23 protein-coding genes are annotated in these 22,798 nt (G+C 73.3%); 8 read left to right on the forward strand and 15 right to left on the reverse strand.

Annotation, left to right across the window (positions count from 1 at the left end):
* Positions 1 to 3: 3 nt before the first annotated feature.
* The 8 genes from HD597_RS24665 to HD597_RS24700 all read right to left on the reverse strand — a co-directional run bounded on the left by HD597_RS24665 (position 4) and on the right by HD597_RS24700 (position 7,350).
* Positions 4 to 960: a D-alanine--D-alanine ligase family protein gene (locus HD597_RS24665; RefSeq protein WP_253745072.1), complete on the reverse strand. Its 957-nt coding sequence runs from the start codon at positions 958 to 960 to the stop codon at positions 4 to 6.
* Between the two features lie 147 nt (positions 961 to 1,107).
* Positions 1,108 to 2,364, reverse strand: coding sequence for a carboxylesterase family protein (locus HD597_RS24670; RefSeq protein WP_253745073.1), 1,257 nt, complete (start codon positions 2,362 to 2,364; stop codon positions 1,108 to 1,110).
* Positions 2,361 to 3,344, reverse strand: a complete 984-nt coding sequence (locus tag HD597_RS24675) for an amidohydrolase family protein (RefSeq protein WP_253745074.1) — start codon at positions 3,342 to 3,344, stop codon at positions 2,361 to 2,363. Before HD597_RS24675 ends, HD597_RS24670 begins: the two co-directional genes overlap by 4 nt.
* Entirely contained in the window at positions 3,341 to 3,883 is a 543-nt protein-coding gene (locus tag HD597_RS24680; RefSeq protein WP_253745075.1) for a 3-hydroxyanthranilate 3,4-dioxygenase, read from the reverse strand. Before HD597_RS24680 ends, HD597_RS24675 begins: the two co-directional genes overlap by 4 nt.
* Positions 3,880 to 4,308, reverse strand: coding sequence for a RidA family protein (locus HD597_RS24685; RefSeq protein ID WP_253745076.1), 429 nt, complete (start codon positions 4,306 to 4,308; stop codon positions 3,880 to 3,882). The genes HD597_RS24680 and HD597_RS24685 overlap by 4 nt, the downstream gene beginning before the upstream one ends.
* Positions 4,305 to 5,108, reverse strand: a complete 804-nt coding sequence (locus HD597_RS24690; RefSeq protein WP_253745077.1) for a 2-keto-4-pentenoate hydratase — start codon at positions 5,106 to 5,108, stop codon at positions 4,305 to 4,307. The genes HD597_RS24685 and HD597_RS24690 overlap by 4 nt, the downstream gene beginning before the upstream one ends.
* Positions 5,105 to 5,899 (reverse strand): 2-keto-4-pentenoate hydratase, encoded by a 795-nt coding sequence (locus HD597_RS24695; protein WP_253745078.1) that lies wholly within the window; start codon positions 5,897 to 5,899, stop codon positions 5,105 to 5,107. Before HD597_RS24695 ends, HD597_RS24690 begins: the two co-directional genes overlap by 4 nt.
* 17 nt (positions 5,900 to 5,916) lie before the next feature.
* The gene (locus HD597_RS24700; protein ID WP_253745079.1) at positions 5,917 to 7,350 is read right to left on the reverse strand and encodes a 2-hydroxymuconic semialdehyde dehydrogenase; all 1,434 of its coding nucleotides are present in this window, start codon (positions 7,348 to 7,350) and stop codon (positions 5,917 to 5,919) included.
* 173 nt (positions 7,351 to 7,523) lie between these two features.
* On the opposite strand from HD597_RS24700, the gene HD597_RS24705 reads away from it, so the two are divergent.
* Positions 7,524 to 8,834, forward strand: a complete 1,311-nt coding sequence (locus tag HD597_RS24705) for an MFS transporter (RefSeq protein ID WP_253745080.1) — start codon at positions 7,524 to 7,526, stop codon at positions 8,832 to 8,834.
* Between the two features lie 31 nt (positions 8,835 to 8,865).
* Positions 8,866 to 9,813 carry a LysR substrate-binding domain-containing protein gene (locus tag HD597_RS24710; protein WP_253745081.1) on the forward strand — a complete coding sequence of 316 codons (948 nt, stop codon included), beginning with the start codon at positions 8,866 to 8,868 and terminating at the stop codon, positions 9,811 to 9,813.
* 25 nt (positions 9,814 to 9,838) lie between these two features.
* On the opposite strand, the gene HD597_RS24715 is transcribed toward HD597_RS24710, so the two are convergent.
* Positions 9,839 to 10,396, reverse strand: a complete 558-nt coding sequence (locus HD597_RS24715) for a DUF6461 domain-containing protein (RefSeq protein ID WP_253745082.1) — start codon at positions 10,394 to 10,396, stop codon at positions 9,839 to 9,841.
* Positions 10,397 to 10,559: 163 nt separating this feature from the next.
* Between HD597_RS24715 and HD597_RS24720 the strand changes: the two genes are divergently transcribed.
* The 3 genes from HD597_RS24720 (at position 10,560) to HD597_RS24730 (ending at position 12,892) form a co-directional block, all read left to right on the forward strand.
* Positions 10,560 to 10,832, forward strand: a complete 273-nt coding sequence (locus tag HD597_RS24720) for a hypothetical protein (RefSeq protein ID WP_253745083.1) — start codon at positions 10,560 to 10,562, stop codon at positions 10,830 to 10,832.
* 508 nt (positions 10,833 to 11,340) lie between these two features.
* On the forward strand, positions 11,341 to 12,114 hold the full coding sequence (locus HD597_RS24725) for an oxidoreductase (protein WP_253745084.1): 774 nt from the start codon (positions 11,341 to 11,343) through the stop codon (positions 12,112 to 12,114).
* Between the two features lie 34 nt (positions 12,115 to 12,148).
* Positions 12,149 to 12,892 (forward strand): SDR family oxidoreductase, encoded by a 744-nt coding sequence (locus HD597_RS24730; RefSeq protein ID WP_253745085.1) that lies wholly within the window; start codon positions 12,149 to 12,151, stop codon positions 12,890 to 12,892.
* On the opposite strand, the gene HD597_RS24735 is transcribed toward HD597_RS24730, so the two are convergent.
* Entirely contained in the window at positions 12,879 to 13,799 is a 921-nt protein-coding gene (locus HD597_RS24735; RefSeq protein ID WP_253745086.1) for a LysR family transcriptional regulator, read from the reverse strand. The genes HD597_RS24730 and HD597_RS24735 overlap by 14 nt on opposite strands.
* A gap of 97 nt (positions 13,800 to 13,896) precedes the next feature.
* Positions 13,897 to 14,469 (reverse strand): TetR/AcrR family transcriptional regulator, encoded by a 573-nt coding sequence (locus HD597_RS24740; protein WP_253745087.1) that lies wholly within the window; start codon positions 14,467 to 14,469, stop codon positions 13,897 to 13,899.
* A 123-nt stretch (positions 14,470 to 14,592) separates the two neighbouring features.
* Between HD597_RS24740 and HD597_RS24745 the strand changes: the two genes are divergently transcribed.
* The 3 genes from HD597_RS24745 to HD597_RS24755 all read left to right on the forward strand — a co-directional run bounded on the left by HD597_RS24745 (position 14,593) and on the right by HD597_RS24755 (position 16,478).
* Positions 14,593 to 15,150 (forward strand): hypothetical protein, encoded by a 558-nt coding sequence (locus tag HD597_RS24745; protein WP_253745088.1) that lies wholly within the window; start codon positions 14,593 to 14,595, stop codon positions 15,148 to 15,150.
* A 161-nt stretch (positions 15,151 to 15,311) separates the two neighbouring features.
* Positions 15,312 to 15,743, forward strand: a complete 432-nt coding sequence (locus HD597_RS24750; protein WP_253745089.1) for a hypothetical protein — start codon at positions 15,312 to 15,314, stop codon at positions 15,741 to 15,743.
* A gap of 339 nt (positions 15,744 to 16,082) precedes the next feature.
* Entirely contained in the window at positions 16,083 to 16,478 is a 396-nt protein-coding gene (locus HD597_RS24755) for a hypothetical protein (protein ID WP_253745090.1), read from the forward strand.
* Here the strand turns inward: HD597_RS24755 and HD597_RS24760 are convergent.
* The 4 genes from HD597_RS24760 to HD597_RS24775 form a co-directional block, all read right to left on the reverse strand.
* The gene (locus HD597_RS24760; protein ID WP_253745091.1) at positions 16,404 to 19,499 is read right to left on the reverse strand and encodes an AfsR/SARP family transcriptional regulator; all 3,096 of its coding nucleotides are present in this window, start codon (positions 19,497 to 19,499) and stop codon (positions 16,404 to 16,406) included. The two genes, HD597_RS24755 and HD597_RS24760, sit on opposite strands and share 75 nt — an antisense overlap.
* Before the next feature lie 119 nt (positions 19,500 to 19,618).
* Positions 19,619 to 20,395: a class I SAM-dependent methyltransferase gene (locus HD597_RS24765; RefSeq protein WP_253745092.1), complete on the reverse strand. Its 777-nt coding sequence runs from the start codon at positions 20,393 to 20,395 to the stop codon at positions 19,619 to 19,621.
* A gap of 75 nt (positions 20,396 to 20,470) precedes the next feature.
* Entirely contained in the window at positions 20,471 to 21,187 is a 717-nt protein-coding gene (locus tag HD597_RS24770) for a tyrosine-protein phosphatase (RefSeq protein WP_253745093.1), read from the reverse strand.
* A complete protein-coding gene (locus tag HD597_RS24775; protein ID WP_253745094.1) occupies positions 21,184 to 22,791 on the reverse strand; it encodes a beta-N-acetylhexosaminidase in 1,608 nt (535 codons plus the stop codon). The genes HD597_RS24770 and HD597_RS24775 overlap by 4 nt, the downstream gene beginning before the upstream one ends.
* Positions 22,792 to 22,798 lie beyond the last annotated feature (7 nt).

Below are 22,798 nucleotides of genomic sequence, written 5' to 3' on the forward strand. Positions count from 1 at the left end.
GGATCACGAGCCGCTCCTGGCGCACGCCAGGTCGATGAGGCGGCGCAGCAGCTCCGGGTACGGGACCCCGCTCGCCGCCCAGGCCCTCGCGTAGACGGAACGCGAGGTGAAGCCGGGCATGGTGTTGATCTCCCCCACGTAAAGGCGTCCCGTGTCCCGCTCGTAGAGGAAGTCGACCCGGGCCAGGCCGTAGCCGCAGATCGCCCGGAAGGCGCGCAGGCTCAGCTCCCGCACCTCCTCGGCCACGCGTTCCGGCAGCACGGCGGGGATGGTGGCGATCTCGGCGCTGCTGAGGTACTTGGCCTCGTAGTCGAGCCAGTCGCCGGACACGATGAGCTCGCCCGGCACCGAGACGTCCGGCGTGTCGTAGCCGCCGAGCACGCCGCAGATGAGCTCGCGCGCGGACACGCCCTGCTCGACGACGACCACCCGGTCGTAGGCCAGCGCCAGCTCCACTCCCGCGCGCAGCTCCGCCATGGAGGTCACGCGGGAGATGCCGATGGAGGAGCCCATGTTGGCCGGTTTGACGTACATCGGCCAGTCGAGCGACTTCACCAGGGCCCAGTGGTCGGTCGTGGCGCGCCAGTCGTGCCCGGTGAACCACACGTGCGGGGTGAGCGGGAGATCCTCCGCCAGGAACGTGCGCCGCATCGCGACCTTGTCCATCGCCACGGCCGAGGCCAGCACGCCGCAGCCCACGTACGGGATGCCCAGCGTCTCCAGGTGCCCCTGGAGGACGCCGTCCTCGCCGAATGGCCCGTGCAGCACGGGGAAGACCACGTCCACCAGCGCGGGCCGCAGCTCCACCGGCCACCTGCCCTGCCGGTCGATGATCACCGGGACCGGCTCGTACCGGTCCCTCGGCAGAGCGTCCAGCACAGCCTGCGCCGATTGCAGCGACACCTCGTGCTCGGCGGACGGCCCGCCCGCCAGCACGGCCACGCGCAAGCGTTCAGTCACGATCGATCAGCCTTCCCTCAGTGGCATGGAGACGGCCGGGCCTGCCGCTGGGGAACGGGCGCCGGTCGGCTTCATCCACTGTCGGCCGGAAGTGTCCTCGCGTCGTCAGCGCGATGTCATGGTTGTGTCACGGCCGGCGGGAACCGCTCAGTCCTCCTTGCCGCCGCGGCAGAACCGGGCGAACTCCTCGCTCATGGACCGCGCCGTCTCCGCCACCGCGGGGCCGTCGCCCGTGAGCGGGGTGCCGTGGGTGCCGAGGTAGAGGGGCACGTCCACGAGGTGGCAGGCGCCCAGGGCGACCCCGTCGTGGCTCATCGGCGAGCGGTGGCGGCAGACCAGGTGACGGGCGGGGGCGCGGTGGGCCGTGACGATCTCGTCGGCGGGGCCGCCGAAGATCTCCTGGGTGTCCAGGCCTTCCTGTCCGATGGCGGTGAACAGGCGGGTCTCCTCGGCCGTCGTCGTCACCAGGAGCGGCACCGGCGCGGCGGTGCCCGCGCGGATCGCGTCCACGGGGTGGACGGCCAGCAGGTCGCCGTCCACGACGGGCGCCACGGGCAGCAGCCCGCCGGCCGCCGCGGCTCCGCTCCCGGCGCGGGCGCTCACGTGCCCGGGCTCGGCGCGGGCGCCGACGGCCGCGGCCTCGGCGGCCATCAGGTCCGCGAGCGGCACCTCGTACGGGTCCCGGCCGCCGAGCGCCTCGGCGGCCGTCCCCGTCCAGGCGCGGGCCTGGCCCGGGGTGAGGAAGCCGTACGGAACGGGGCTCATGGCCGCGGCCCTGGCGAACAGGCCGGGGGCGCAGGTCATGAGGGCCAGCACGCAGGTGCCGCCCGCCGAGTGGCCGGCCAGGGTGACCCGGGCGGGGTCGCCGCCGAAGGCCGCCGCGTTGCCGCGCACCCAGTTCAGGGCGGCGATCTGGTCACGCAGGGCCAGGTTGGCGGGCACGCCGTCGCCGTACCAGAGGCCGGGCAGGCCGAGCCGGTAGTTGACGGTCACCACGACCAGGCCGTGGTCGCGGGCCAGGGCGGTGCCGTCGTACATCGCCTGGGCGCCGGAGCCGAACACGAACGCGCCGCCGTGCAGGAACACCAGCACCGGCCGGCTGCCCTCGCAGGAGGGCGTCCAGACGTTGAGGTGCAGGCAGTCCTCCGCCGACGTGGCGGGGTCGAGCTCCAGGCCGGGCACCCAGGCCATGCGGCCGGGCCGCTGCGGCGCGGGCGGGCCGGGCGTGACGGCGTCCCGCACTCCGTCCCAGGGCGTGGCGGGCTCCGGCGCGGTCAGGCGCCGGGCGGGCGCGGCGTACCGCACGCCCTTGAACGCCAGCGCCCCGCCCTCGGCGAGGCCGCGCAGCGTGCCGAGGGGTGTGCGGGCGAGCGCCGGCCCCGCGGGGGTGCGGGCGGACGTCATCGCGCGAGCCCGAGGAAGGCCGCGGCGTTGCCGCCGAGGATGGCCGCGCGGGCGGCGTCGTCCAGCTCGGGGCAGTCGCGCACGGTCGAGCCCGGCTCCTGCTCGCCGAGCGGGAACGGGAAGTCGGTGCCCAGCATGACCCGCTCGGCGCCCATCACCTCGACCAGCAGCCGCAGCGCGCGCGGGTCGAACACGGCCGAGTCGACGTGGAAGCGGTCGGTGTACGCCGACGGCGGCCGGGGCGAGTGCGCGCGTACGAGGTCGCGGTTGTGCCAGGCGTTGTCGGCCCGCCCGAGCAGGAAGGCGAAGCTGCCCCCGCCGTGGCAGAAGCACAGCCGCAGCGAGCGCGGCAGCCGCTCGAACGCGCCGGAGAGCATCAGCGACAGGATGCCGAGCTGCGTCTCGGCCGCCATGCCGACCAGCCACGGCAGCATGTGGCCTGACATGCGGTCGGCTCCCAGCATGTCCCAGGGGTGCACGAGCACCGGCATGTCCTGCTCGGCGCAGTGCGCGAGGAACGCCACGATGTCCGGGTCGTCCAGGTTGCGCGGGCCGACGTGGTTGCCGATGTGCACGCCGCGGTGCCCGGCCTCCTTGGCCTCGCTGACGGTCCTGGCGGCCAGGCCCGCGTCCTGCAACGGCACCTGGCACAGCGGCAGCAGCCGGTCGGGGGCCTGCGCGCAGTAGGCCAGGATCCGGTCGTTGACCATGGCGCACCACTCGGCCGCGCGGGCCGCGTCGGCGGCGTAGCCGAACAGCAGCGGCGTCGAGGAGACCGCCTGCACGTCCACGCCGGTCCGGTCCATGGCGGCCACGCGGGCCCCGGCGTCCCACAGCTCCGGAGTGACGGGGCGGTAGTCGTCCTCGCCGCTCATCATCATGCCCTCGCGCAGCCAGGGCTCCCCCGCGCCGGCGAGCATCCTGGCCTCCTCGCGGGTGATCCGCGGGAAGACGTGCGTGTGAACGTCGATCACCGTCACCGGACCACCGGCCGCAGCTCGTCCGGCCAGTCCTTGCCGGGGTGCTCGGCGCCGCAGTGCGGGCAGGTGCGGTCGCCCTCGTGGAAGGCGCGGAAGACCGGCGGCAGGTCGTCCACGATCGACTCGAGCTGCACCTCGGCCCGGTGGACGAGCCGGTGGCAGCTCATGCAGTACCACTCGAAGGCGTCCAGATCGCCCTGCGGCCGGGCGAACTCGACGACCAGCCCGATCGAGCCGGGCACCGGCCGCTGCGGCGAGTGCCGGACGTGCGGCGGCAGCAGGAAGACGTCGCCCTCCCTGATCTGGAGGTCCACGGGCGGCTTGCCCTCCTCCTCCATCACCCTCAGCACCATGCCGCCCTTGAGCTGGTAGAAGAACTCCTCGATGGGATCGTCGTGGAAGTCGGTGCGCTGGTTGGGCCCGCCCACGACGGTGACCATGAGATCGGCGTCCTTCCAGATCTGCGCGTTGCCGACCGGCGGCTTGAGCAGATCCTGGTGCTCGTCGATCCACTTCTGGAGGTTGAAGGGGGGCATCATGGCCGGCTCCTCTGCGGTAGATGGGCGATGCAGGAGATCTCGATGAGCAGGTGCGGGTGCGGGAGCTGGTGGACGGCGACCGTGGTGCGGGCGGGGCCGCTCTCGTCGAAGAACTCGCCGTAGACCTCGTTGTAGCCGCCGAAGTCGTTCATGTTGACCAGGTACGTGGTCACGCTGACCACGTCGGCCAGGCTTCCTCCGGCGGCGGCGAGCAGGTCGGCGACGTTCTCGATGACCGCCCTGGTCTGCTCGCGGATGTCGAGGCTGGTGGTGCCCAGCTCGTCCGCGCGGGCCCCGGCGAAGGTGCCGTCGGGGCGGCGCGAGCTGGTGCCGGAGACGAACACGAACTCGCCTGCCCGCCTGACGTGCGGGAACCGGCCGCGAGGGCGGGCCTTGCCCTCCACCAGCAGAGCGTCGTTCGTCATCGGGTGGTCACCTCCACGTGGCCGAGCCCGGCGGCGGCGACGCGCACGTGCGCGCCGGCGGGCAGCGGGACGGCGGCGGTGGCCGCGCCCGCGAGCACGACCCAGCCGGGCTGGAGCTCGATGCCGGCGGCGGAGGCCAGCCGGGCGGCGGCGGTCAGGGAGCGGAGCGGGTCGCCGAGGATGGCGGCCGACGAGCCGCTCGCCACCGGCCGGCCGTCTATCTCCATGAGCAGGCCGAGGTTGGCGACGTCGCGCGGGCGGTGCCAGGGGCCGTGGCCGAACCCGCAGGCCGAGGCGTTGTCGGCGATGACGTCGGCCAGGGTGAAGCTGAAGCCCTCGTAGCGGGAGTCGAGCACCTCGTAGCCGACGGCGACGCCGCCGACGGCCGCCGCGGCGTCGGCCGGGGTGCGTACGGGCCGCTCCAGCAGGAAGGCGATCTCCGGCTCGATCCGCGGGTGGATGAGGCCGGCGGTGTCGAGGTCGTTCCGGACGAGCATGGCGTCGGTGAGCAGGCCCCAGATGACGTCGTCCACGCCCATCTGGACCATCTTGGCGCGGCTGGTGAAGCCCATCTTGACGCCGATGACGCGCTCGCCGCGGGCCAGCCGCCGCTCGATGGTGGCGCGCTGCACCTGGTAGGCGGCGGGCACGCCGAGGTCGGCCGTGCCGGTCAGGCGCGGGACGGCACGGCCCGCCAGGGCGGCCTCGTCCAGCAGCCCGGCCAGCGCGTTCACCTCGTCGTCCAGGAGTCCGGCCGGCGCGTTCACCTCGTCGTCCAGGAGTTCGGGCGGCACGTTCACGTGGTCTCCCCTTCCGCGGCGGCGAAGGCCGCGCGCACGTCTCCGAGCCCGTCGATGCGGGCCTCCAGCACGTCACCCGGCCGTACCGGGACGACGGGGCCGAGCGCCCCGGTCAGCACCGTGTCGCCGGCCCGGAGCGGCTGCCCGAGTACGGCCAGCGTGTCGGCCAGCCAGACGGCGGCGTGCAGCGGGTGGCCCAGGCAGGCAGCCCCGACGCCGGTCGACACCTGCTCGCCGCGCCGCTCCATGACCATCCCGGCCAGCCGCAGGTCCACCTCGCGCAGCAGGACGGGGCGGGTGCCGAGCACGTACAGGCCGGAGGAGGCGTTGTCGGCGACGGTGTCGGCCAGCGTGATGTCCCAGTCGCGGATGCGGCTGCCGACCACCTCGATGGCGGGCAGCGCGAACGCGGTCGCGGCGATCACGTCGGCGACGGTGTGCCGCTCGTGCGGCAGGTCGCGCTCCAGCACGAGCGCGACCTCGGCCTCGGCGCGCGGCTGCAGCACGGCTCCGGCGGGGATCTCCTGGCCGTCGGGCACGGCCATGTCGGCGAACAACGCGCCGAAATCGGGCGAGCCGACGCCGAGCTGCCGCTGGACGGCCTCGCTGGTCAGCCCGATCTTGCGGCCGGTGAGCCGCCGGCCCTCGCCGAGCCACCGCTCGGTGAGCAGGCTCTGCACGGTGTAGGCCGACTCCAGGCCGTCGACCAGGTCGCGGACCGGCTCGCACGGCCGGCCGGACGCGTACGCCTCCAGCAGCCGCGCGGCGGCGGCGCGATGGTCGTCTGTCACGGAAGTCACTGAGGTCCTCAAATCTTGACGCACACGTTCACGGGCTCGGAGAAGAAGTCCAGCGAGTACTCGCCGCCCTCGCGGCCGATGCCGGAGGCCTTGACGCCGCCGAAGGGGGTGCGCAGGTCGCGCAGGTTCCAGCAGTTCACCCAGACGATCCCGGCCTCGATGCGGGGCGCGACGCGGTGGGCGCGCGACAGGTCGGTGGTCCACAGCGTGGCGGCCAGCCCGTACGGGCTGTCGTTGGCCAGCCGCACGGCCTCGTCCTCCTCGTCGAACGGCGCCACGTGGCAGATCGGCCCGAAGATCTCCTCACGCACGGTCCGCGCGCTCTGCGGCAGCCCCGTGATGACGGTCGGCTCGACGTGGTAGCCGCCGTCGCGGGCGTCGCCGAACTCCGGGACACCGCCACCGGCCAGCACCGTCGCGCCTTCCTCGGCCGCCAGCCGGTAGTAGGACAGCACCTTGTCGCGGTGCCCGGCCGAGATCATCGGCCCGTAGCCGCGCAGCGCCGCGGCCCGCTCGGCGAGCGCGCCGGTGAAGGCGTCGAAGACGGGCCGCTGGACGTAGACGCGCTCGGTGCACAGGCAGATCTGACCCGAGTGGGTGAAGCTGGAGCGCAGCGTGCCCTCGACGGCCTCCTCCAGGTCGGCGTCGGCGAAGACCAGGGCGGCGTTCTTGCCGCCCAGCTCGAACGAGACCGGGGTGACGTGCGCGGCGGCGTTGCGCATGATGGCGCTGCCCGTGGCGGAGGCGCCGGTGAAGGCGATCGCGTCCACGCCCGGGTGCGCGGTCAGGTGCTCCCCGGCCGCGCCGGCGCCGTGGCCGTGCACGAGGTTGAACGCGCCCGCCGGCAGCCCGGCCGCGTCGATCACCTCGGCCAGCAGCGTCGCGGTCGAGGGGGTCTCCTCCGACGGCTTGGCGACGACCGCGTTGCCGGCGGCGAGCGCGGGGGCGACCTTCCAGGTGAGCAGGAGCAGCGGCAGGTTCCACGGCGAGATGACGGCGACCACGCCGAGGGGGCGGCGCACGGTGTAGTTCAGCGCCTGACCGCTGCCGCTCCAGCCGGGGACGCTCGTCGGGTACGCGCGTTCCGGGCGGCCGTAGGCGAGGTCGGCGTAGGCGCGGAAGTTGGCGATGGCGCGCGGGATGTCCACCGTCGCCGCCAGCTCGCGCGGCTTGCCGGTGTCGGCCGTCTCGGCGGCGACGAACTCCTCGAACCTGGCCTCGATGCCGTCGGCGATCCGGCGCAGGTACGCGCACCGCTCCTCGGTGGTGCTGCGGCCCCAGGCGCCGTCCATCGCGGCGCGGGCGGCGCGCACCGCCTCGTCCACCGTCTCGCGCGGGGCCTCGGGTACGGCTGCGATCTGGCGTCCGTCGACGGGAGAGCGGAGCGGGAAAGGCGTCCCCGCCGTCGTGAAGACGCCGTTGACGTAGTGCGCGGGCTTCATGGCGGCCATTCTCGTGACCGCCCGCCATAACAGTCCAATACCCTTCGTGCGCCGAGCTATCTCCATCCCGTCATATGTCCATCCGGATATATCGCAGGCGCACATCGGTATTCGTCCTGGCATACCACCTGCGTGCATCCTCGTCCCTACCCCCATCGGAAGGCACAGGTGTGATGGACACAGACCGCCGCCAGGCCGCCCGCCGCGTCTCGCGGGCCGCCTTCATCGGCACCGCGATCGAGTGGTACGACTTCTTCCTCTACGGCACGGCCGCCGCCCTCGTATTCAACAAACAGTTCTTCCCGGCCATGGACCCGGTCGCCGGCTCCATCGCCTCCTTCGGCACCATGACCGTCGGGTTCCTCGCCCGGCCGCTCGGCGGCATCGTGTTCGGCCACTTCGGCGACCGGATCGGGCGGCGCAACACGCTCGTGGCGTCGCTGCTCATCATGGGGATCGGCACCACGCTGATCGGCGTGCTGCCGACGTACGACAGCATCGGCGTGTGGGCCGCCGTCCTGCTCGTGGTGATGCGCATCGCCCAGGGCATCGGGCTCGGCGGCGAACTGGGCGGCGCGGTGGTCCTGACGATGGAGCACGCCCCGAAGGGCCGCCGCGGCCTGTTCGGGGCGTTCCCGATGATGGGCACGCCGGCGGGCATGCTCTGCGCCAACGCCGTCTTCCTCGGCACGTCGTCCCTGCTGGGTGAGGAGAGCTTCATGGCGTGGGGCTGGCGGGTGCCGTTCCTGCTCAGCATCGTGCTCGTCGTGGTGGGCCTGTACCTGCGGCTGCGCATCGAGGAGAGCCCCGACTACGCCGGCCTCGTGGAGCGCCGCAAGCCGGTGCGGCTGCCGATCGCGGTGGTGCTGCGCGACCACTGGCGCGAGGTGCTGCACACCATCGGCGTCATCATCGGCAACAGCGCGCTGGCCTACGTCTTCATGGTCTACATCCTCGGCTACGGCGAGTCCGCGGCGGGCCTGTCACGGACCTTCCTGCTGACCTGCGTGATCGGCGGCGCCGCCGTCTGGCTGGTCACCGCGCCGATCTGGGCGCATCTCGGCGACCGGCTCGGCCTGCGCGCCGTCTTCACCTGGGGCTCGGTGGTGCTCCTGGCGGGCGCGCTGACCATCCTGCCGGTCGTCAACACCGGCAACACCGTGCTCATCGCGGTGTTCATGCTGGTCATGGGCGCGGTGCTGGCCATGACGCACGCTCCGCAGGGGACGCTGACCGCGAGCTTCTTCCCGGTGGAGATCCGGTACTCCGGCACGTCGGTGGCCTACCAGCTCGCGTCCCTGCTGGGCGGCGGGATCACGCCGCTGGTGGCCGCGTCGCTGTTCGCCTCGACCGGCACGTCCCTGTCGATCACGGCCTACCTGGCCGTGGTGTCGGCCATCAGCCTGGGCGCGGCCCTGGTGATCCCGCGCAACGACGCCGAACGCCTCGGCGACCGCCCCGCCACCGCCGACATAGCAAAATAGTGCACCATCGTCGTCTTCATATGATGATTCGGTGATATCCCGCCCCTTGGACCTGCTGAGCGGCCGGCTCAAGCTCCGCCACCTCGTGCTCGTCACGGCCATCGCCGACCAGGGCAGCGTCCTGCGCGCGGCCGAGCACCTCCACCTGGCCCAGCCCGCCGTCACGCGCGGGCTGCGGGAGGTGGAGCACCTCCTCGGCGTCGAGCTGTTCGTCCGCGGGCCGCGCGGCGTCACCCCGACCGTGTTCGGCGAGGCGTTCATCGAGCACGCCCGCGCCGTACAGGCCGAGCTGCGCCGCGCGGGCGAGCGCATCGCGGGCCTGGCCGACGGCGACGCCGGCACCGTCACCGTGGGCACCCTGCTCGCCGCCACGAACGTGCTGCTCCCCCGCTCCATCGCCGCCCTCAAGGCCGACCGGCCCGGCATCACCGTGATCGTCAGGGAGGGCACGTTCGACTCCCTGGTGCCGCGCCTCATCGACGGCGACCTCGACGTGATCCTCGGCCGCCTCAACCCGATCGAGGACCACCCCGGCCTGCGCCAGCTCCCCCTCTACGAGGAGCCGGTACTGCTGGTGGCCCGCGAGGGGCACCCGGCCGCCGAGGCGCGGACGCTGGCCGGCCTGCTGGCCTACCCGTGGATCCTGCCTCTGGAGCAGACCTCGCTGCGGCAGGAGCTGGAGCAGGTCTTCCGCCGCAGCGACCTGCCGCTGCCGCGCGACCGCACCGAGTGCACCTCGATCCTGACCATCCGGTCGCTGCTCCTGGAGACCGACATGATCGCCGCGCTGCCCGCGTTGTTCGTCAGGACCGACAGCCGGCTCCTCGAGCTGCGCGTGCCGCTGCCGTCGGTGCGCCGCCAGGTCGGGGTGACCCTGCCCGGCGCTCGGGCTCTCACTCCCGCGGGCAAGGCCATGCTGTCCCACCTGCAGCAGCAGGCACAACGCCTGGACGCTGCAGCCGGTGGCGAACCCGCCTGACCCGGGTCCCGCTGGACGATCAGGATCACCAGGCGTCCGCGGGAATGACGTAGCCGATGTGGGTCGCATCCAGCCGCGCGCGGTCGAGCGGGTGTCCGGTAACACGCCCGATCAGGGTCAGGGCCGCGTTCGTGTTCTCCTCCACGTCATCGGGGTCGCCGAATTCCACCCCGTCCAGGTACGGGTCCAGCGCGTGAGGATCGGCGCCCTGGCGGTCGTCCGGCCAGTTGAAGTCCATGCGGACCAGAACGCGCCCGTCCACGGCGTACAAGAGAGGCTCGTTGCCGTTGACGTCCCACCCGATGCCCAGGGCCTGCCCGCCGTGGTCCGACAGCGCCGCGACGGTCGCGCTCCTGGTGCAATCCCAGCCCTGGACCTGCCGGATCACGCTCCAGGTCCCGGCGGGGCCGATGAGGACGGCACCGTCGTCCTCATCGGCCTGCCGGACGCCCACACCGATGTCGCCGACTCTCCGTTCATGAGCGGAGCCTGGCTCCGCCCGGAGTCTGCGTGCGACCTCCGCAGTGCTGAGCCCCTGGCACCAGGCGACGTGGACGACCATGTTCTCCTGGTCGGCGTTCATCGCTCTTCTCTCCCAGGGGCCCAGGAACTTCCGTCTGGGCGTTCGTCGTCGGCGGCGTCGGGAAACCATTCCCTGCAGGCCTTGGTCACCTGCCCTTCCTGATGATCCCTCCTGAGCTGTTCTTGAAGACCGGAGCCGTGTGGTCCGGCTGGTAGAAGGCCTCATGGAGAGGCTGTGCCACCTGCCCGTTCTTGATGTTGGTACGGGACATGACAAAGACCGGGTTGGCCCCGATGAGGAGGCAGCCCTTCTTGTACCCGACGTGTCACCGGCGGAACGGAAGACGAACTCGTCCCTGCCGTCCACCTCGAAGTCGGCGATGGTGTCGGTACGCCAACTCGGCCTGTTGATGCCGGCACAGGTGCTCGTCGGCTTTCCGGCAGTTGACTTGGTCTCCAGGGTGACGTCGTTGCAGGCGATGTCGTCGTCCGGATAGACCGGCTCGATGTGCGTCCGGACCTTGATGTCGCGCGGGTCCGTCGTGGATCCCGCGCTCGCGTTCATCACCGCCGTCCCGTCCTTGTTTCCGGCATGGGTGTGGATGACGATGACGGCGCCGAAGCAGAACGACTTGGGCTCGGGAAGGGGGAAGATCTTTCCCCGCGCCTTGGCTCGACCCGCTGATCCTGCAACTGACGGTCGGCTTCGCCGGAGCGGAGAGGCGAGCGGGGACCCGGCCGGTGTTCCTGACGCCGGCGAAGTTCCGTGCGCCGTACGAACAGCAGGCGGAGTTCACCGCACGCGGCCCGCGGTTGGACACCATCCGGCTGTCCGCTCAGGATGTCGCTGAGCAGGTACGGAACATCCGGTCGTAAGTGCCGAAACGACCGCGACGGTCTCCGCGGTATAGGAATCCCCTATGGGGGCTGCTGACATTTCATCTTTGCCTGCCGTTCTTTTCCCGGCGTACCGTCAATGCGCACGCAATCGAAAGGAACGGCGACATGACCACGGTCGCGAACGAATATGACACGCGAGAGCTCAAAGGAAAGCGAGCCCTCGTCACAGGCGGTTCCCGCGGAATCGGAGCGGCCGTCGTGCGGCAGTTCCTCGACGCGGGCGCCGAGGTCCTGGCCACCGCCAGGTCGGCCGCGTACACGGCGCCGGAGGGGGCCGCGTTCGTGACGGCCGACATCCGGACGCAGGCCGGGGCGCAGGCGCTGGCCGAGGCCGCGCACGAGACGCTCGGCGGGGTGGACATCCTGGTCCACAACGCGGGTGGCGCGCAGGCGAACGCGGACGGCGGCGCCCTGACGATCCCCGCCGGGGACTGGCAGGACGCGCTGGAGCTGAACCTGCTGGCGGCGGTGCGGCTGAACTCCCTGCTGGCGCCGGGGATGCGGGAGCGGGGGTCGGGGGCGATCGTGCACATCTCGACGGCCGCGCTGCTCCCGCCGGTGCCGGCGTTCGCGCACTACCAGGCGGCGAAGGCGGGGCTGGAGAGCTACAGCCGGGCCCTGGCCGCGGAGCTGGCGCCGTACGGAGTCCGGGTCAACGCCCTGGGCCCCGGCAGGACCGCCACGCCCGGCGGCGAGGAGACTCGCAGGCGGTGGGCGGGCGGCGACGGGGAATCGGGCGCGATCGGCACTCCCCCGCTGGGGCGCGAGGGCCGGCCCGACGACATCGCCGACGCGGTGCTCTTTCTCGTGTCCGACCGGGCGCGCTGGACCACGGGGACCTATTTCTCCGTCGACGGCGGCGAATATCCCCGGAACTGACGCCGGCACATCGAAGAGAAAGGGATTCATCGGCATGCGGAATCACATCGGGAAGAATGTCGTGGTCACCGGTGGCAGCAGTGGCATCGGTCTGGCGATCGCGGGATTGCTGGCGGCCGGCGGGGCCCGTGTGGTGATCACCGGGCGTTCTCAGGACGCGCTCGACGCCGCGCGTGAGCGGCTGGGCGAGAACGCGGCGGCCTTCCGCGGCGACGTGTCCTCGCTGTCCGACCTGGACGCGCTGGCCGACCGGGTGAAGGGCGAGCTCGGCACGGTCGACGCCCTGTTCGTCAACGCGGGCGTCTCCCTCCTCACGCCGTTCGAGTCGACGACGGAGGAGGTGTACGACGAACTGTTCGCGGTCAACGTCAAGGGCGCCTTCTTCACCGTGCAGAAGCTCGCCCCGCTGCTGAACGCGGGCGCCGGCGTGGTCCTCACCACCTCGGTCGCCGGCGCCGTCGGCATGCTGGACACCAGTGTCTACGCGGCCGGCAAGGCGGCGCTGCGCTCCATGGCGCGCAGCCTCTCCCGCGAGCTGCTGCCGCGCGCGATCCGCGTCAACGCGATCAGCCCCGGCCCCATCGACACGGGGACGCTGGAGCGTTCCATGACCAAGGAGGAGGCCGAGCGGTTCAAGGCGGAGCGCGTCACGGACAATCCCATGCGGCGTTTCGGCACTCTCACCGAGATCGCCGTCGCGGCCGCGTTCCTCGCCTTCGACGCGACGTACACCGCGGGCGTCGAGCTCGCCGTGGACGGCGGGGTCACCCAGCTCTGACCGGCTCCGCGGCGCCTGGCCGATGGAAGGAGGCGGAGTCGTCCCAGCTCTCCTGACGCAGGAGCTCCAGCAGGGCGGTCGCCGCCGGGCCCGCGTCGGACCGGACCACGGCGATGACCGGCTGGGACACGGCCGGGAACACCGGACGCGCGAGGTGCTCGTACCCGCGGGGCACCGCGGAGGCCGGGACGAGCGTCACTCCCAGGCCGTGGGCGGCCCATCGCACGGCTGTCGCCGTCTGGGAGACGCGGGCGACCGTGGCCGGGGTCAGGCCGTTGTTCCGCGAGACCTCCAGCAGCACGCCGTCCAGTGCGCTGTCGCGGTCGAACCTGATCCACGGCCCGCCCTCCAGCTCGCGCAGCTCGACCCGGTCCGCCGCGAGCCGAGGGTGCCCGGCGCCCAGCACCGCGACGAACTCCTCCTCGCCGAGGTGGTGGGCGTTCGCGGGGCTGCGCTCGCACGCCGCCATCAGGGCGAGGCCCAGCGCGCCCTTGCGGCACAGCCGGTCCAGCTCGGCGGAGCTCGACTCCTCGAAGACGGTGACCTCCAGCCGCCGGAAGCGGCGCCGCAGCGCCCCCAGCGCGCCCGGGAGCTGCCGCGTGCCGAAGCCCAGCTGCGCCGCGACGACCAGCTCGCCCGCCAGGTCGTCCGCGCCGGCCCGCGCGGTCGCCCGCGCCCGCCGGGCCGCGCTGACCGCGACCTCCGCCTCCTTCAGGAACGCCCGGCCGACCGCGGTGGGCACCAGCCCGGCCGGCGTCCGGGTGAACAGGGTCACGCCGAGGTCGCGCTCCAGGTTGCGGATCTGCTGGGACATCGACGGCTGGGCGACCCGCAGCGACTCCGCCGCCGCCGTCACCGAGCCCTCCGCCGCGACCGCCAGGGCGTACTCGAACTGGCGAAGGCTCATCGGCTTCCGTTCCTCCAAGTCATCGCGGGCCCACCCGCCACCCTCGCCTCAACGCGCTTGCCTCGCGAACCCTTCCCGGGGGGACGACCCGGGTGGCTCAGCTCCGGGTCGTGCGGCCGGTGCCGAGGACGGCCCGGCTGCTGCGCAGGAAGGAGGCGGCGACGGTGGCCGGCTGGTCGAGGTATCCGGCGACCATGGCGCCGTCGCGGATCAGCATGAGGTCGTCGGCGGCCTCCGCGGGGTCCGCGAGACCGAGCGGGGCGATGAGCTGCTCGAACGTCGTCCTGTTCCAGCGTCGGTGCGCGTCGACGGCCTTGCGGATCGGGCTGTCGGGGTCGGGGTACTCGGCGGCGGCGTTGATGAAGGGACAGCCGCGGAAGCCGGGCGCGCAGGCGATGAGCCCGATCGCCTCCGAGATCACCCGCAGGGTGGCCTCGACGTCGCCGTCACCCTGCTTGATCGCTCCGCCGATGCCGTCGCGCTCCAGTGCCGCGCGGCGTTCGAGGTAGGCGACGACGAGGTCGTCCTTGCTCTTGAAGTGCCGGTAGAACGTCACCTTCGTCGTGCCCGCGAGGTCGATGACCTTGTCGACGCTCACGGCGCGCAGCCCGTGCGCGTAGAACAGCTCGCTCGCCGCCTCCAGGAGGCGTTCACGCATGGGGCTGTTCATGAACGAGATCATACGCGCCCTTCCTCCCTGCCCCTTGCGCCGGACCTGACCTCCGGGTTACCGTTTCGCCTCGGTAGAGTTACTAGTCATTCTACCTACTCCCTCCGTCGAGAAGAGAAGGCCATGACCACCGTCATCGACACGAACGCCGGCCGCACCGCAGCGGCGTTGCGCAACCTCTACGTGGTGCGATTCGGATTCGCCCTCGTCTGGGCGATCCTGCTGGTCCTGACCGGGCCGGGTTCCGGCCCGGTCAGCGTGGCGCTGCTCGTGATCTATCCGCTGTTCGACGTCGCCGCGGCCATCACCGACCTGCGCGTCTCGAAGACCGCACGCCCCGCCGCGGCCCTGTACGTCAACCTGGCACTCAGCCTGCTCACCGCCATCGGCCTGGCCATCGCGGGAGCCTCGGGCGTGGCCGCGGTGCTGCGGGTCTGGGGCGCGTGGGCGATCACCGCCGGGATCGTGCAGCTCATCGTGGCCGTCGGCCGCCGCCGGCTCGGCGGCCAGTGGGCGATGATCCTCAGCGGGGCGATCTCCACGGTCGCCGGAACGGCGTTCATCCTCCAGGCCGGTACGCCGACCGCATCGCTGACCAGCCTCGCCGGGTACGCGACCATCGGCGGCGTCTTCTTCCTCGTCTCCGCCCTGCGCCTGCACCGCACCGCGAAGAGCACGTGACCCCGCCCGGCCGTCGGCCACCGGCGCGGCGGACACGGAGCGGCGCGCGGAGAAGGTCTCGATGATCAGCCCGAGCAGGAGGCAGTTGGTGTCGGAGCAGCAGTGTCCTGACCGGGGGCGAACGGGGCGTTCGAAGTGGATCTCGTGCGTAGGGTGTCGGCATGTCACTGAGCCGCCTGGTCCTGCGGTCCGGCCGTCCGATCGAGCTCTTCGAGCTGCGCCTGTACGCGACGTACAGCGCGATGCTGGAGGGCTATCCGTGCAAGCCCGTCAACGAGATGGAGGTCCGCGGTCTCCTGCGGACCGCCGAACGCGCCTTTCCCGCCGCTCCGGTCCATCTCGTTCCGCCGCCCCTCGAGTACCCGGACCGGACCGCGGGCGCGTTCGGCCCGGTCGAGGTGCTGCCCTCCGTGGCCTGCGCCGGCGCCTTCCGCTCCACGGCGATCAGCCCTGTCCACGACCCGGTGCTGTACCGCTCCTCTCTCACCGTCGTGTGGTTCCAGCCCACCACGGACGTCCCCTCCGGCGACGACGCCGACCACGTCCTTCGCGACCTCCGCTGGGAGGAGCTGGCCCAGGACTACGAGCTCTAACGGCTGCGCGGTGCTCATGACGGATCTATGACGCCGTCCGCTCATACTGACGCCGCCCTCAGCACCCCTCATCGGAGGCGACAGGTCCCGAGTGTTCGGGATCTCCGTGGTCGGCGTGGCGCTCCTCGGGAGCCTGGCCCTACCGGCCGTCCCCGCCTCCGCCCGGAGCCAGGCGGAGGGCGCGCGTGGCGGCCGGGGTTCCGGCGAGCGAACGCGCCTGGTGGGATCGGGCCAGCGAGTGGCTCACCGGCTCGGGGACGGCCGGGATCCGTCGGCCACGGCAACACGACCAACGCCTTCGCCGGCTTCTTCGGCGACGACCCCGCCGGGCTGGTACGGGTGGAGCTCGCCGGCGCGGCCCTCACGCTGGCCGTCCCGGCCGCGAGCCAGAAGGCCCGGGCGGCGGTCGAGGACAACACCGTCACCTACGGCGGCGCTTTCGGTGCGGGCGTGGACCTGGCGTACGAGGTCACGCCGGAGGCGTTGAAGGAGACGGTCGTCCTGCACGCGCCACCACGGGAAGAGGCCGTCCACCGGTTCTCGGTGCGGGCCGAGGGACTGCGGCGACGCCGCGGTGACGATGACCGGCGTCCGCCGGAAGCCGCGTGGTGGGCTCGGCGGGCTCGGTGGCCTCGGCGGGCGCGGTGGTGCGCGTCGCTCTCAGCCGAGGCCGGAGCCGAGGCCGGGGCCGGGGCCGGGGCCGACGCGGGCCGCTTCCGGCGAGCCGACCTGTGAGAACAGGTCCCGGGCGCGGTCCCAGGCGGCCTCGGCGTCCGCCCGCTCACCGCGGGCCGCGTGCACGTCCCCCAGCGCGCTGAGCGCGCGGGCCTGCCACAGCGGCGTCAGGATGGAGCCGAAGATCCGCAGCGCCTCGGTGAGCTGGCCGCGCGCCTGCTCGTGCTCCCCACGCCGGTGGTGGAGCCGGCCGAGCCCGACCCGGATGCGGCCGTCGGTCAGCGGCTCGCCGAGCGGCCGGTTCAGGGCCAGGGCCTGCTGGAAGAGACCCGCCGCGGCCGCGTGCGCGCCGGTCTCCAGGCGGACCAGGCCGAGGGCGTACCGGGCCTCCGCCTCCTCGCGGGGGTCGCCCAGCTCCTGCGAGATCGCCAGCATCTCCTTGAAGCTCGACTCGGCCGCGTCGAGCCCGCCGGTACCGAGCTGGAGCTGGCCCAGCCAGTACAGCACCTCGGCGCGGATCCGGCGGTCGCCGCCGCTACCCACCACGAGCGCCCGCTCCAGCAGCGGCCTGGCCTGCTCGAACCGGCCCGACTCCACCAGGAGCTGGCCCAGCGAGCGCGACAGGAGCGTCTCGGCGCCGCGGTCGCCGGAGGCGCGATGCACCTCCAGCGCCTCCAGGTGCCGGACGATGGCCCGGTCGTAGTGGCCGACCATGCCCTCGACGTGGGCCGCTATCCCGAGCGCGTACACCCGTCCGCGCGCGTCGCCGATCCGGGCGAACACGCGCAGCGACTCGTCGAGCACGGCGGCGGCCTCGGCGTACTCGTGCCGGTAGGCGCCCAGGAGCCCCAGCCCCGTGAGCATGGTCGCGGTGCCGCGCAGGTTGCCGGCGCGGCGCGTGCACGCCAGCGCCCGGCGCAGGGCGTCCTCGAAGTCGTCGTTGTGGCCGCGGGTCAGGAACAGCGTGTGCGCGCTGGAGACGAGGTCCCAGCACAGCTCGTCCAGGTCCAGCTCGGCGGCCTGCCTGACGGCCATGACGAGGTTGCGGTGCTCGGTGTCGTACCAGGCGAGGGGGTCCTCGCCGATCAGCGTGGCGGGGTCGCCCGCGCTCCAGCGGGGCGCGGTGCCGCGCAGGGTGCCGTAGTCGCCGCCGGACAGCGTGATGCGGGCCTGCTCGGCGAGGGCCAGCCAGCCGCCGAGGGCGCGGGCGACGGCCGGGCGTACGTCCTCGGTGGTCATCTCCCTGGCGAACAACCGGATGAGGTCGTGCAGGTGGTAGCGGGCCCGGGAGTCGCCGGGGCCCTCCGGCACGCCCGCGGAGCTCTCCAGGAGGCGGGAGCGGGCCAGCTCGGCGATCAGGTCACCGGCCGCGGCGAGGCCGGTGTCGAGCAGGGCGGCGCACGTCCAGGCGGAGAAGTCCGGCGCGTACAGGCGGGCCAGCAGGCGCAGCAGCCGTTTCGCGCCGGCGCTGAGCCGGTGGTAGCTGTAGCTGAGGCTGCCGCGGATCTCCAGGTCGCCGTAGGCCAGCTCGTCCAGGCGGCGGTTCTCGTCCGCCAGGCGGCCGGCCAGCTCGGCGAGCGTGGCACCGGAGCGCACGACCAGCCGGGCTCCCGTGATGCGCAGCGCGAGGGGCAGGCCGCCGCACAGCCGGACGACCTCGCGCGCCGCCCGCGACTCGGCCGCGACCCGCTCGGCCCCCGCGATGCGGCCCAGCAGCTCGACAGCGCGGCCCGGCTCCAGGACGTCCAGCTCGGCCAGCCGGGCGCCGGGCAGGCCGGCCAGCTTGGCGCGGCTGGTCACCAGCACGGCGCAGCCCGGCGTGCCCGGGATCAGCGGCCGGATCTGCGCCTCGTCGGCGGCGTTGTCGAGGACGACGAGCAGGCGGCGGCCGGCCAGGCGGGAGCGGTACTCCTCGGCGCGTTCGGCCACCGCCCGCGGGATCTGCGCGCCGGCCACGCCGAGCCCGCGCAGGAAGCGGGCCAGCACCTCGCCGGGTTCCGCCCGGTGCGCCTCCCAGCCGCCGCGCAGGTCCACGTAGAGCTGGCCGTCGGGGAAGGCGCCGGAGACGGCGTGCGCCACGTGCACGGCGAGGGTGGTCTTGCCCACCCCGGCCGGCCCGCTGATCGCCACGACGAGCACGGTGCCGCCGCCGTTCCCGCCCGCCCGCAGGCGTTCCCCCAGCTCGGCGGCGATCTCGTCCCTGCCGGTGAGGTCGGCCACGTCCGGGGGGAGCTGGCGGGGTCGGCCCGGCCGGGCGCGCGGCGTGACCGGCGCGGCAGGCAGGTCGAGCGAGTCGTCGCCGGTCAGGACGGCGTGCTCCAGCCGGCGCAGCGTCCCGCCCGGCTCCAGGCCCAGCTCCTCGATGAGCGCCGCGCGGGTCCGGCGGTAGACCTCCAGCGCGTCGGCGGTGCGCCCGTCGCGGTAGAGCGCCAGCATCAGCAGCCCGCACAGCCGCTCGCGCAGCGGGTGCTCGGCCACCAGGGCCGCCAGCTCCCCCGCGACCTCGTGGTGGCGGCCCAGCCGCAGCTCCAGCTCCAGGCACTCCTCCAGGACCTCCAGCCGCCGTTCCTGAAGGCCGCGGGCCTTGGACACGACCAGGTGGTTGTCGATGCCGGCCAGCGGCTGGCCGCGCCACAGCGCCAGCGCGGCCCGCAGCCGGGCGGCCGCGTCCTGCTCCGCGCCGGCTCTGCGGGCCTCGCCGACCTGGTGCTCGAAGGCGAGCAGGTCGAGCTCGCCGGGGGCCGCCGCCAGCAGGTAGCCGCGGGGCCTGGTCTCGATCGTCCCGGCGGGGACGCCGCCGCTCTCCAGGGTCCTGCGCAGCCGTCCGACGCCGTTCTGGATCTGCCTGCGGGCGGTGGCCGGCGTCCGCCCGGGCCAGACGGACTCGACCAGCGCGTCCACGGTCACCAGGTGGTTGGCTCCCAGGAGCAGCAGGGCCAGCAGCTCGCGCTGGTTGTGCCCGTGCACGGGCACGGGGCGGCCGCACGCCGTCACCTCGAGCGATCCCAGGACCCCGAACCACGCCTCGCCGTACACGCCGTACTCCCGCGGGGAAAGAGTGAGTGCGATGCGAAGAGTCAAGTGTAGTGAGGCGGCCTTCACCCGGGCTTGTCAAGATGTGCGAATCTTCGGGGCGTCACGCTGTGGTGTTCATCGCGGCGGCCTGCGCGATCGCGCCCGCGACCGTCGCCCGTGGGCGGCTAGCCGGCAGGCGACGGCGGCGCCTCGGCGACGAAGCACATGAAGCTGATCCCGGCGAACGGCTCGGGCGCGTCCGGCGCGGTCTGCGGCTCGCTGATGACGGTGAGGCGGAAGCCCGCGCCGGTGAAGGCGTCGGTCATCGCGTGCAACGGCCGCCGCCAGAAGGTCAGCGGGAAGGACTTCCCGTTGAACGTCCACAGGTCGGTGTAGCTGGTGGTCTCGCGGTAGACGGGCCGGGGATCCTCGCTCAGCCATTCCACGAACGGGTGGTTCACCGACGCGATCAGCCGGCCGCCGGGCCTGAGGACTCGCCGCATCTCGGCCAGCGTCGGCCCCCAGTCCTCCAGGTAGTGCAGCACCAGCGACGCGACCACGTCGTCGAACTCGCCGTCGGCGAACGGCAGCGGATCGCGCACGTCGGCCACCCGCAGGTCCGCGTCCTCGCCGAGCCGCCGCCTGGCCACCGCCAGCATTCCGGCGCTGATGTCGATACCGGTGACGACGGCGCCGCGCTCGCGCAGCGCGGCGGTCAGGGGGCCGGAGCCGCAGCCGGCGTCCAGGATCCGGCGGCCGGCCACGTCGCCGGCGAGGGCGATCATCGCGGGCCGCTCGATGTAGGCGTTGAGGAGGCTGCTCTCGTTCTCCGCCGAGTACTCCTCGGCGAAGCCGTCGTAGTCGTTCACCGGGATCGCCGGATCGAGGGGTTCCGTGGCCGGTGTGATCCAGTCAGGGCGCTGGACGCCGGAGCTCTCGGGCACGTCGGTGGCGGGTTCCATCGTCGCAGCCTAGCCATCTCCCGTCCCGCTACGGGGGGTTTCGTGTCAGGTCTCCCGAGCCGCGGCGCGGTGGCGTCAGGGGCCGGTCGTCAGGCGGGTGCGGAGCAGGGCCAGGTCGGCGGGCGGCAGGCCGCCCTCCCGCAGGTACGCCCCGGCGCCGCCGTACCGGTCGTCCAGGTGGGTGAGGGTGGCGAGCATCGTGCCGGCGCCGACCTCGGCGAACAGCCGGCGGGACCTGGCCCGTTCCGCCTCGCCGGGCAGGGCGGCCAGGTGGGCGTCGAGGCTCATGCGGGCGGCGGTCTCGGCGTAGTCCGCGGCGACGTCGGCCGGCGCCACCCCGGCCAGGGTGAGCGTCAGCGCGATCGCCAGGCCGGTCCTGTCCTTGCCGGAGTGGCAGTGCACCAGGGTGGCGCCCGGCGGCGCGTGGGCGATGGCGGAGACGACGGCGGCCAGGCTGCGGGCGCCGTGGTCGAGGATGCGCCGGTAGATGCCGGTCAGCGTGCCGGCCATCTCCTCCAGCACGGCGTCCTCCTCCCTCAGGACCGGCAGGTGGCGCCAGGCGATGCGCGGCTCGCACGGCCCGGGGTCGGCGGCGCGTTCGGCCGTCGAACGCAGGTCGACGACGAGCCGTACGCCGTGCCCGAGCATCGCGGCCACGCTCGCCCTCCGCGGCCGGTCGCCCCGTACCAGGACGCCCGGCCGGATCCGGCCGCCTCCGGCGACGGGCAGCCCGCCCAGGTCCCGCACGTTGGCGCACCCGGGCCAGCGCAGCGTGCGCTCCGCTCCGGTCACGCGAGCCCCCGCAGGTTGCTGGTCCAGGCGGCGAGCTGGGCCTGCCACTCCACCGGGTCCTCAGGACGCCCCGGCACGCCGGGCCGCGTCTGCCAGGGAAGCGGCCCCTCCTCGCGCCGGTACTCCACGCCCGCCGCCTCCAGCCGCCGCAGGTGCACCGCGAGGCGGGCCCGGAAGTCGGCCAGGTCCCGTTCGGCGGGGCTCCAGACCGTCTCGGCGAAGGCCGCGAGCCGGGGGAAGGCCATGTAGTCGACGTGCCGGCCGTTGTCGATCAGCTCGGTCCAGACCCCGCACTGCGCGCCCAGGATGTGCCCGGCCGCCGGGTCGCCCCGCAGATCGGCCGGGATCGGCTCGAAGGCGTAGACGTCGTCCAGCGTCAGCACCGTGCCGAACGGCACCGGCTCGTCCTCCCCCGGCCCCTGCCGGTAGTCGAAGTAGACCTCGGTGTTGGAGCAGTTGATCACGTCGTGGCCGCGCCGCGCCGCCGCCACCGCGCCCAGGTCGCCCCGCCAGGAGGCCACGACGGAGCCGGGGGCCAGGCCGCCCTCCAGGATCTCGTCCCAGCCCACCAGCCGGCGCCCGCGCGCGGTCAGGAACGCGTCGAACTGGTGGACGAACCAGCTCTGCAGCTCCTCCTCGTCCCGCAGGCCGAGCTCGGCGATGCGGCGCTGCGCCGCCGGGCTGGCCCGCCACTGGTCCTTGCGGCACTCGTCGCCGCCGAGGCACACGTACGGGCTGGGGAACAGCTCCAGCACCTCCTCCAGCACCTCGCGGAAGAAGGCGATCGTGGAGTCCTCGACGTTGAGCACGTTCTCGCCGATCCCCCAGGTGGTGCCCACCTCCAAGGGGGTGTCGAGGTTGCCCAGCTCCGGGTAGGCGGCGATGGCGGCCTGGGTGTGGCCGGGCAGGTCGATCTCGGGGACGACGGTGACGTGCCGGCGGGCGGCGTAGGCGACGATCTCCCTGATGTCGTCCTGGGTGTAGTAGCCGCCGTGGGGGCGGCCGTCCATGGGGCCGTTCCAGCCGGCCTGGCTCTCCCTGCGCCAGGCGCCGACCTCGGTGAGCCGGGGGTGGCGGCGGATCTCCACGCGCCAGCCCTGGTCGTCGGTGAGGTGCAGGTGCAGCACGTTCAGCTTGTGCACGGCCAGCAGGTCGATGAAGCGCAGCACCTCGTGCTTGGGCATGAAGTGGCGGGCCACGTCGAGCAGGCAGCCGCGCCACCGGAAGCGCGGCGCGTCCTCGACGTGCACGCCGGGCGCGGTGAGCGGGCCGGCCGCCGCCTTCCTGAAGGCGGCGGGCGGCAGCAGTTGCAGGAACGACTGCGCGCCGTAGAACGCCCCCGCCGCCCCGCCCGCGACGATCCTGACCCCGTCGTCCCCGACGGTCAGCCGGTACGCCTCCGGGGCCAGGTCGCCCAGCCCGAGACTGATCGTCTCCGTGCCCCGCCCGCCCGGCAGCAGTTCCCCGCCGGTGAGCGGGCCGAGCTCGCCGCGCAACCAGGCGGCCACCTCGCCGAGTGCCGGGTCGGCGGTCAGCGAGGTGTGCCGGTCGAGGACGAACCGGCCGGGCCGGTGCCGGAAGGTGATGGGCTTGGGCACGATCATTAAGGGC

The organism is Nonomuraea thailandensis, assembly GCF_024172165.1.
In the GTDB taxonomy this organism is placed as follows: Bacteria; Actinomycetota; Actinomycetes; order Streptosporangiales; family Streptosporangiaceae; genus Nonomuraea; species Nonomuraea thailandensis.

Excerpts from the sequence above, each read along its gene's own strand:
- HD597_RS24720 (WP_253745083.1), top strand. The coding sequence starts at position 10,560 with ATGGAGAGGCTGTGCCACCTGCCCGTTCTTGATGTTGGTACGGGACAT.
- HD597_RS24730 (WP_253745085.1), top strand. The coding sequence starts at position 12,149 with ATGCGGAATCACATCGGGAAGAATGTCGTGGTCACCGGTGGCAGCAGT.
- HD597_RS24745 (WP_253745088.1), top strand. The coding sequence starts at position 14,593 with ATGACCACCGTCATCGACACGAACGCCGGCCGCACCGCAGCGGCGTTG.
- HD597_RS24680 (WP_253745075.1), bottom strand. The coding sequence starts at position 3,883 with ATGATGCCCCCCTTCAACCTCCAGAAGTGGATCGACGAGCACCAGGAT.
- HD597_RS24750 (WP_253745089.1), top strand. The coding sequence starts at position 15,312 with ATGTCACTGAGCCGCCTGGTCCTGCGGTCCGGCCGTCCGATCGAGCTC.
- HD597_RS24670 (WP_253745073.1), bottom strand. The coding sequence starts at position 2,364 with ATGACGTCCGCCCGCACCCCCGCGGGGCCGGCGCTCGCCCGCACACCC.
- HD597_RS24700 (WP_253745079.1), bottom strand. The coding sequence starts at position 7,350 with ATGAAGCCCGCGCACTACGTCAACGGCGTCTTCACGACGGCGGGGACG.
- HD597_RS24715 (WP_253745082.1), bottom strand. The coding sequence starts at position 10,396 with ATGAACGCCGACCAGGAGAACATGGTCGTCCACGTCGCCTGGTGCCAG.
- HD597_RS24740 (WP_253745087.1), bottom strand. The coding sequence starts at position 14,469 with ATGAACAGCCCCATGCGTGAACGCCTCCTGGAGGCGGCGAGCGAGCTG.
- HD597_RS24765 (WP_253745092.1), bottom strand. The coding sequence starts at position 20,395 with ATGGAACCCGCCACCGACGTGCCCGAGAGCTCCGGCGTCCAGCGCCCT.
- HD597_RS24705 (WP_253745080.1), top strand. The coding sequence starts at position 7,524 with ATGGACACAGACCGCCGCCAGGCCGCCCGCCGCGTCTCGCGGGCCGCC.
- HD597_RS24725 (WP_253745084.1), top strand. The coding sequence starts at position 11,341 with ATGACCACGGTCGCGAACGAATATGACACGCGAGAGCTCAAAGGAAAG.
- HD597_RS24685 (WP_253745076.1), bottom strand. The coding sequence starts at position 4,308 with ATGACGAACGACGCTCTGCTGGTGGAGGGCAAGGCCCGCCCTCGCGGC.
- HD597_RS24735 (WP_253745086.1), bottom strand. The coding sequence starts at position 13,799 with ATGAGCCTTCGCCAGTTCGAGTACGCCCTGGCGGTCGCGGCGGAGGGC.
- HD597_RS24775 (WP_253745094.1), bottom strand. The coding sequence starts at position 22,791 with ATGATCGTGCCCAAGCCCATCACCTTCCGGCACCGGCCCGGCCGGTTC.